The organism is Streptomyces capparidis, assembly GCF_054782095.1.
This window is the reverse complement of record NZ_BAAGTD010000006.1, coordinates 211,663-220,104: the sequence shown is the minus strand read 5'-3', so window position 1 is coordinate 220,104 and position 8,442 is coordinate 211,663. Positions and strand designations below refer to the sequence as shown.

Annotated in this window: 5 protein-coding genes; 2 read left to right on the top strand and 3 right to left on the bottom strand. The window is 75.5% G+C overall.

Annotated elements, in window-relative coordinates:
- A partial coding sequence (locus ACYVO2_RS08110; RefSeq protein WP_461006933.1) for an AfsR/SARP family transcriptional regulator occupies positions 1–3,166 on the bottom strand: 3,166 nt, incomplete at its 3' end.
- 152 nt (positions 3,167–3,318) lie between these two features.
- Between ACYVO2_RS08110 and ACYVO2_RS08105 the strand changes: the two genes are divergently transcribed.
- Positions 3,319–4,203 carry an NAD(P)-dependent oxidoreductase gene (locus tag ACYVO2_RS08105; RefSeq protein ID WP_461006932.1) on the top strand — a complete coding sequence of 295 codons (885 nt, stop codon included), beginning with the start codon at positions 3,319–3,321 and terminating at the stop codon, positions 4,201–4,203.
- 98 nt (positions 4,204–4,301) lie between these two features.
- Here ACYVO2_RS08105 and ACYVO2_RS08100 read toward each other — a convergent pair whose 3' ends face one another.
- Together ACYVO2_RS08100 and ACYVO2_RS08095 are read right to left on the bottom strand one after the other, a co-directional pair.
- Positions 4,302–5,918, bottom strand: coding sequence for a lysyl oxidase family protein (locus ACYVO2_RS08100; protein WP_461006931.1), 1,617 nt, complete (start codon positions 5,916–5,918; stop codon positions 4,302–4,304).
- 325 nt (positions 5,919–6,243) lie between these two features.
- Positions 6,244–6,861 (bottom strand): suppressor of fused domain protein, encoded by a 618-nt coding sequence (locus ACYVO2_RS08095; RefSeq protein ID WP_461006930.1) that lies wholly within the window; start codon positions 6,859–6,861, stop codon positions 6,244–6,246.
- Between the two features lie 691 nt (positions 6,862–7,552).
- Between ACYVO2_RS08095 and ACYVO2_RS08090 the strand changes: the two genes are divergently transcribed.
- Positions 7,553–8,440, top strand: coding sequence for a hypothetical protein (locus ACYVO2_RS08090; protein ID WP_461006929.1), 888 nt, complete (start codon positions 7,553–7,555; stop codon positions 8,438–8,440).
- The last annotated feature ends 2 nt before the right edge of the window (positions 8,441–8,442 follow it).

The following is an 8,442-nucleotide window of genomic DNA, read 5'->3' as shown; positions in this document are numbered from 1 at the left end:
TCGCCGCCGCCCTGGCCGCCGCCGCGGCGCCCAGCAGCAGCGCGGCCCGCCCCGGCCGCCCCGCGGCGGCGTCCGCCCCGGCGAGCCCTTCCAGCGCCAGCGCCGCCGCCCGCGGGTCGCCGAGCCCCCGCGCCACCGCGAGACCCTCCAGGTGCCACGACCTGGCCGCCGCCGCGTCCCCGCGCAGCTCCGCGACGAACCCCAGCTCGGCCAGCACCAGCGACGTGCCCGGCCCGTAGTCCACCTCGCGGAACCACGCGAGCAGCTCCTCCATGAGCTCCCGCGCCTCGTCGTACGCGCCCTCCCGCCGCGCCCCGAGCCCCAGCCCGATCTGCGCGGTGACCTCGCCCGGCCGGAAGTTCTGCTCCCGGGCCAGCCGCAGCGCCCGGGTGTGCCACTCGCGCGCCCCCGCCAGGTCCCCCGTCAGCAGCGCGATCCGGCCCAGCCCCGAGAGCCGCTTGCACGCCTCCGTCCGCAGCCCCAGGTCCTCCGCGGCGCGCAGCCCCTCCCGGTGCAGCCGCGCCGCCCGGGCGTGGTCCCCGGTGATCTCCGCCAGCGACGCCAGCGGGAACACCGTCTGCGACCACCCCCACCCGTCGCCCAGCTCCCGGTGCAGCCGCGCCGCCCGCTCGCCGTCGCGCCGCACCCCCGCCAGGTCCCCGTGCGCCAGGGCGTGCCGGGCGCGCAGTGTCAGCGCCGCCGCCTCCCCCCACGGCTCGCCCAGCGCCCGGAACTCCGCCAGCGCCCGGCCCGCCAGCTCCTCCCCGGTGCCCACGTCGCCCGTGCCGAGCTGCGCCACGCCGAGGAACCACAGCGCGCGGGCCCGCCCCGACGGGTCGTCCACGCCGTCGAACCCGCGCAGCGCCCCGTCGATCAGCTCCCGCCCGCCGGTGCCCGCCGCGCCCCGCATCAGCGCGATGCCCGCCCGCCACGCCGCCGCCCGGGCGCGCGCCGGGGACGGGCCGCCGCCGTCCGCGGCCAGCACCCGGCCCAGCGACCTGTCGGCCTCGGCGAGCCTGCCCCGCAGCACCCAGTACCAGGCCAGCGCGTCCGCGGTGCGCAGCGCCAGGTCCACCGCGCCGGAGGCCACCGCGTGGTCGAGGGCGCGCCGCAGGTTGCCGCTCTCCGCGTCCAGGCGCCGCAGCCACTCCCGCTGCCCGGGGCCGCGCAGCCGCTCCGCCGCGGCCCGCGCGAACGCGCCGTGGTGGACGGCGTGCCGGTCCCGCGCCGCGGCCAGCCCGCCGGACGCCCGCAGCCGCTCCACGCAGTACTCGCGCACCGACTCCAGCAGCCGGTACCTGGGCCCGTCCGGGCTGTCCGCCGCGGCCACCAGCGAACGGTCCACCAGGCGGGACAGCAGCCCCAGCACCTGCCCCGGCGCCACCCCGTCCCCGGCGCACACCGCCTCGGCCGCCTCCAGCGCGCACCCGTCGGCGTGCACGGCCAGACCGCACAGCACGGTGCGCTCACCCGGCGTCAGCAGTCGCCAGCTCCAGTCGATCGCGGCCCGCAGGGTGCGCTGCCTTGCGGGCGCCCCCCGGTACCCGCCGTCCAGCAGCCCGAACCGGTCGTCCAGGCGCGCCACCAGGCCGTGCACGCCCAGGCCGCGCACCCGGGAGGCGGCCAGCTCCAGCGCGAGCGGGATGCCGTCCAGGCGCCGGACCAGCGTCGCCACCGCCTCGGCGTTGCCCGCGTCCAGGCGCAGCCCCGCGGCCCGCTCCAGGAACAGCCGGACGGCGTGCGCGCCCGCCACCGCCGCGGGGTCCGCCGCCGGGCCGGGCAGGCCGAGCGGCTCCACCGTCCACACCCGCTCGCCGCCCACCCCCAGCGGCTCCCGGCTGGTCGCCAGCACCCGCAGCCCGGGCGCCCGCGCCAGCAGGGCCGCGGTCACCTCGGCGACCTGCTCCACCAGGTGCTCGCAGTTGTCCAGCACCAGCAGCAGCCGCCGCTCCCGCAGCGCCCCCGCCAGCAGCTCCACCGGCGGCACCGGGCCGCCGCCCACCCGGCCCTCGCCCGCGTCCTCCTGCACCGAAAGCACGCCCAGCACGGCCTCCGCGACCGGCCCCACGCCCTCCTCGGGGCCCGCGGGCCGCTCCAGGGCGGCCAGCTCCACCAGCCACACCCCGTCGGGGAACTCCCGCGCCGCCCCGCCCGCGGCGCAGGCGCGCGCCACCTCCACCGCGAGCCGGGTCTTGCCGACCCCGCCCGGCCCGGTCAGCGTCACCAGCCGCCCGTCCCCCAGCAGGCCGCGCACCCCCGCCACGTCCCCGTCCCGGCCGACCAGGGCGCTGACGGGGGCGGGGACGTTGCTCCCCGGGGCGCCACCGCCGGACGGCCCACGGGACGGCCCACGGGACGGCCCACGGGACGGCTCCGCGGACGTCCCCCCGGACGGCGCCGACGCGCCCCGCCGCGCCAGCCCCGGGTCCCGCCGCAGCATCGCCCCGTGCAGCGCGGCCAGCTCGGGACCCGGCTCCAGGCCCAGCTCCGCCACGAACCGCCGCCGCACCGCCCCGAACCGCTCCAGCGCCTCCCGGCCGCGCCCCGCCCCGTACAGGGCCCGCAGATGCGCCGCGACCAGCTTCTCCCGGAACGGGTGCGCCGCCACCACCGCGCCCAGCTCGTCCGCCACCGCCTCGTGCTCGCCCAGCGCCAGTCGCGCCTCCGCGCGCTCCTCCACCGCCGTCAGCCGCTGCTCCTCCAGGCGGGCCGCGGCGGGCCGGGCGAACGGCTCGTCCGCGAAGTCCGCGAACGCCGCGCCCCGCCACAGCGCCAGCGCCTCGCCCAGCAGCCCCGCCCGCTCCGCCGCGTCCCGGGCCGCGCGCGCCCGGGCGAGCAGCGCCGCGAAGCGGCCCGCGTCCACGGCGTCGTCACCGGCCCGCAGCACGTACCCGGCGGGCCCCGACACCACCAGGCCCCGCCCGCCGACCTCGCCCGCCTCCAGCGCCCGGCGCAGCCGCGACACCTTGCCCTGGAGCGCGTTCAGCGGGTGCTCGGGCAGCTCCCCGGCCGCCCACACCCCGTCCACCAGTTGGTCCGCGGACACCGGCCGCCCCGGCGCGAGCAGCAACTGCGCCAGCACGGCGCGCGCCTTCGCCTCGGGCACCGGCACGGGGGCGCCGCCCGACGTCCACACGGCCAGTGGACCGAGCACCCCGAACCGCATGCCGCTCAGGATAGTTCGCCCCCGCCGCCCCGGCCGGGCCGCCGCCGGGCCGCCGCCGCCGGGCACCGACAGCGGACCGACAGCGGACCGGCACCGGCGCCCCGGAAGGTGGTCCCGTCACCAGCCCGCACCCTCCCCGCAGGAGCAGCACCATGACCACCACCCCTGTCACACCCGTCCGCGTCGCCGTCGTCGGCCTCGGCAACCTCGGCCGCGTCATCGCCGAGACCTTCCTCGCCCAGGGCCACCGGGTCACCGTGTGGAACCGCACCGCGGCCAGGGCCGACGACCTCGTCGCCAAGGGCGCCACCCGCGCCGCCACCGTCGCCGACGCCGTGGCCGCGAGCGACACCGTCGTGGTCTGCGTCCTCGACTACACCGCCGTCCGCGACCTGCTCACCCCCGTCGGCGGCGCGCTGGCGGGCAGGACCCTGGTCAACGTCACCTCGGGCACCCCCGAGGAGGCCCGCGAACTCGCCGCGTGGGCGCGGGCGCGCGGCGCCGACTACGTGGACGGGGCGGTGTACGCGGTGCCGCAGACCATCGGCACCCCCGAGGCGTTCGTCTTCTACAGCGGCCCGCCCGCCGTCTTCGAGGCCCAGCGCGCACTGCTGGCCCCGCTCGGCGACCCGCTGCACGTCGGCGCCGCCCCCGAACTCGCCGCCGTGTACGACGTGGCGGTGCTCAGCGGCATGTACGGCATGTTCGCGGGCTTCTTCCAGGCGGTCGCCCTGGCCGACTCCGCGGGCATCGACGCCGTCCGGATCACCGAGCCGCTGGTCCGCTGGCTGCGCGAGGCCGCCGCCGCCCTGCCGGGCTTCGCCGCGGAGATCTCCGCGGGCGACTACACCACCGAGACCTCCAACCTGGACATCAACGCCACCGGCCTGGCGAGCATCCTGAAGTCCACCCGCGCCCAGGGCGTCCCCACCGACCTCCTCGCCCCCCTCGCCGACCTGTTCGACCGGCAGATCAGTGAGGGCCACGGCCGGGAGAGCCTGTCCCGCGCGATCGAGTCGCTGCGCGACCGGGGCTGACGAGCACCCCGCGCCGACACGAAACTCCCCCGCGCCCGTGGACTGTCGCAGCCACGGGCACGGGGGAGCCGTCGGTCGGCCGACCGGCCACCGCCGGATCAGGGCGCGGTGATCTTCCCCACCGGCGCGACCTTCACCGTGTGCGCGCCCGGCTTGCCCGAGAGCGTGATCTTCCGCAGCGACTCGTTGTTCGCCGTGTCCGTCTCGAACAGCCGCTTCTCCGGGTTCGCCAGCACCTGGATGTAGTAGGTCCCGTTCGGCAGGTCCGTGATGTCGAACGACTGGCCGGGCAGCGACTGCACGTAGGTGTCACCGGAACCCACGTCCAGCACCTCGCGCACCGAGATCGAGCTCTCCTCGCCGCACGCGGTCGACAGGTCGGTGTTCTCCGGCCGCCACTTGGCGTTCTCCACCGTGTAGTCCACCGCGTCGGTGTTCGCCAGGCAGAACGCCTCCTTCTGGCTGCGCACGATCTCCTTCTTGTCCGCCTTCAGCAGCCGGTAGCTGGCGAAGTCGGTGAAGTGCCAGTGCTCGTGGCCCTCCCGCGGGTCCCACTCCATCGTCCCGGTCGGGGCGTAGCCGACCTGCTTGCCGTCCGCGTCGTAGAAGTACTGGTAGGCGTCCATCAGGCCCTTGCCGGGCTTGCGGAACCCGTCCACCACCAGCGGCGCCGGACCGGCGTTCCACACCGTCGCGCTGAACTGGAGGTACTCCCGCTTCTTTCGGTCCCCCGGCTCCGGCCTGGAGGTCTGGATCTCCCACGCGGGCAGCGCCCGCAGGTCCGGCTTCGGGCCCGTGGGCGTCGTCGGCTCGCCCTCGGGACGCTCCTTCGCGGCGAGCAGCCCCGGCCGCACCTCGTGCCAGGTGCGGCCCCCCGGGCCGTGCCCGTGGTGGTCGGCGGCGTGCGACGCGTGGCCCCGGTGGGCGGCGTGCCCGTCGCGCGGCAGGGCGTGCGGGTGGGCGTCCCGGATCCCGGCCGCGGGCGCGGAGCGGCCCCGCTCCTCCTGGCCCTTGCGGACGACGACCTTCACCGTCCCGTACTGGTTCTTCATCCCGAACGCGTCGCGGTACTTCTTCGCCACGTTCACCCGCGCCGTGTATGTCCCCGGCTTCAGGTCCAGCGGCTTGGTCCAGTAGTCCTGGACGGTGTTGACCCCCCACCCCTTCTCGGCGCCCCACACCGACCCGAGCGTGAACGGGTTGGTGGAGCAACCCTCGGGGAACTTCGACGTCGCCGGGGCGTCCGGGTGGATCCGGCCCGACGGCGCGTTCGGGCAGAACGTCTGCGCCGTCCGCACCACGTCCTTGCCCTTGGCGTCCTTGACGGCCACCTCGAGGAACCCCGGCAGCCCCGAGAAGTCCTTCACCAGACCCGCCGGGAGCGGCTTCTCCCTGGTGCTGCCGTCCTTCTCGTGCAGCACCTGCACGGCGGTCACCGGCGCGTCGTACGAGGCGCGCTTCACCCGGATCTCCAACGGCGCCCCGTCCACCGCCACATACGTCCCCAGGTCCAGGTAGACGCCCGGCTCCTCCGCCCACCGGTCCACCGTCACCGACTTGGAGGCCACCACCAGCTTCAGGCTCGGCCCCTCGGCGTCCCGCCCGCCGTAACCCGGAGCGCCGAACGCCGCCGTCCCCGCCGCGATCAGCCCGAGCGACGCCGCTCCGACGATCAACGACCGCTTCATCCGCGTACTGTTCTCCACAGTCCCCATGCCCCATCCCTGTCTGCGCGGCGACGGCCGTCTGCGGCCGCGGCCAGAACCCGCCGCACCGGCAGGCGCACCGGTGCGACGGCCGACCAGGAAGACGCAGGGAACGCCGATCGGTTGGCCCCAGGCGGACAAAATCTGGGCCGAACCCGGAAAGCGGCCGAAGGAACCCGGAAGACACCCGGAACACACCCGAAAGCACCCGTAAGAAACCGGAAGAAACCGGGAAGACATCGGGAGAAACCCTGAGCGGACACCGGCGCGGGACGTGCCGGACCACGGCCCCGGACCGACCCCGCGGGCGTCCGCGACCCTCCGCCGCCCGGGCTCACAGCACGCTGGGCCGCCCCCGGTCCACGATGTGCAGCGGGACCTCCCGCTCGATCAGCTCAAGCACCTTCTGCGCGTTGCCGCCCTTGGCCACCGCGTACTCCTTGTCCGTCAGCGCCGCCACCTGGAGGAACGTCACCCTGCCGTGCGCGGTGCCGATCACCCCCAGTTGCGGGTCCACGGCGAAGGCCAGCGCCGTGAGCAGCGTCGGGGTGTCCAGCACCTGGTCCGGCCGGTCGTTGAACGTGCCCCGCGCCACCTGGATGGTGTGCCCCGGCGCGAACGGCCGCTGCGCGAACACGTACTTGGCGAGCTGCTGCAACATCACCGCGGCCCACACGGGCGGCTCGACGTCCTCCGGCTCCCGCGCCACCCGCAGACTGAACTCGATGCCCCACCCCGACTCGTCCGGGTCCGCGCTCGCCTTCTCGTACAGCTCCGACATCCCGAAACTCACCATGTGCCAGTGCGGCTTCGGCACGGCGCACGCGTACACCCGCACGGCGTCGAGCGGCTCACTCCCCCCGAGCACGTAGGGAACCCCCGGCGCGAAGTCCCCCCACGGCTCGACCTCCTCCCCGTACGCCCGCCCCAGAGCCGCACTGATCGCATCCAACCCCGGCGCGTCACTCACCCCGCGCCCCCCGCCCCGCCACGGGCCGCCATCTGAGCCTGCCACCCGAACCGAGACCGACCCCGTCCCCTTCACCAAGCGCAGCACTTCTCACTGGCTCTCCTCTTGTCATGGACCCACAGGGTCCCCGCAGCGTACAGCTCCCCCCTACAGCGCCAACTCCCGACTTCAAGCCGGGAGTTCAGGGCTTGGCCGTCGAGGTGAACCTCTGCTTCCGGTTTGTGCGCCGGGGGACGAGCGCCGGGGGAGAGTCCCTCGCGGGGCGGTGGAGGGCGGGTCGAGGGAGTGGGTGGGGTGGGGGACGAGGGACGGGTGGTGACCTGGGGGCGCCGACGGGGGTGTCCGGGCTTGCGGTGGGGGTGGGGAGGTGGCTGGGGGCGGAGGGACGGTGGGTATCGGACTTTCTGCGGGCGGGGGGACGGTCGGGCCCGGGGGCCGTGGGTGTCTGACTTTCTGCGGAGGCCGCCGGGCCCGGTCGCTCTCATCGATGAGAGTCTCATCGGTGAGAGCTTCCTGGTGGCGAGGGTGCGGAGGACGCCTGCTCCGGCCCGCTTGCTGCGGACAGCGGACAGCGGGCCGCGCCCGGTGCCCGCGTGTCGCAGTTCCCCGGCCGCGCCCGGGCCGCATTACTTTGACAGTGACAGCCGACCGGGGAGCGAAGAAGGGAAAGCGGTTGGCGGCACTGGAGGCGGACGAGAAATCCTTTCTCGAGAAGGCCGCCTATGTGGTGACCCCCGGGTCCGTGGTCTTCGGTCTCCTGTACTACTTCGGCAGCAAGTACTGGGACGCCTATTACCGGTACTTCGGCGTCCGGGTGAGCGAGCTGGAGCTGTCCCCGCAGGACTACCTGCTCGCCAGCCCCACGGCGATCTTCCTTCCGCTGTGGGTCATGCTCGCCGTGGGACTCGTCGGCGTCCTGGCGTTCCGCTCGGCCGAGCGGAAACTGGCCGCGCCCGAGGCCGCGTCCAGGCGGCGGCGGGCCTGCCAGGTGCTGGGCGGCGTCGGCGTCGCGCTGCTGCTGCTCAGCTTCCCGGTCTTCCTCGAACCGGTGTGGTGGCTGCGCGCCGTCGAGTTCCTGCTGCCGCCCGGCTGGGAGAGGGAGCTGGCCCCTTCCTTCCTGGTGGCGCTCGGGGCGCTGCTGACGATGTTCGCGCTGTATCTGCGGCGCGGCCCGGAACGCAGGAGGGAGCGGTTCTGGAACATCGCGGAAGGGCTGCTCCTGGCCGCCATGGTGATGATCGTGTTCTTCGTCATGGCGCGCTACGCCGACGGGGTGGGCAGATCCCAGGCCCACCACGACGCCCGGTACGGCGCCGAGACGATGACCATCGCCCTGGTCCACTCGCGCTCCCGCATCGAGCCGACCACGCCCTCCGTGAAGTGCGCGGACCTGGGCGCCGCGCACGCGCCCTACCGGTTCCGGTGCACGGGCTTCCTCGTCCTCGGCAAGTCGAGCACGCGCTACTTCCTGATCTCCCAGGTGCCGTCCAACGCCGGCAGCCTCACCATGGTCCTCCGCGACGACGCCGACATCCGCGTGGAGGTCCTCGGCAACCAGTAGGG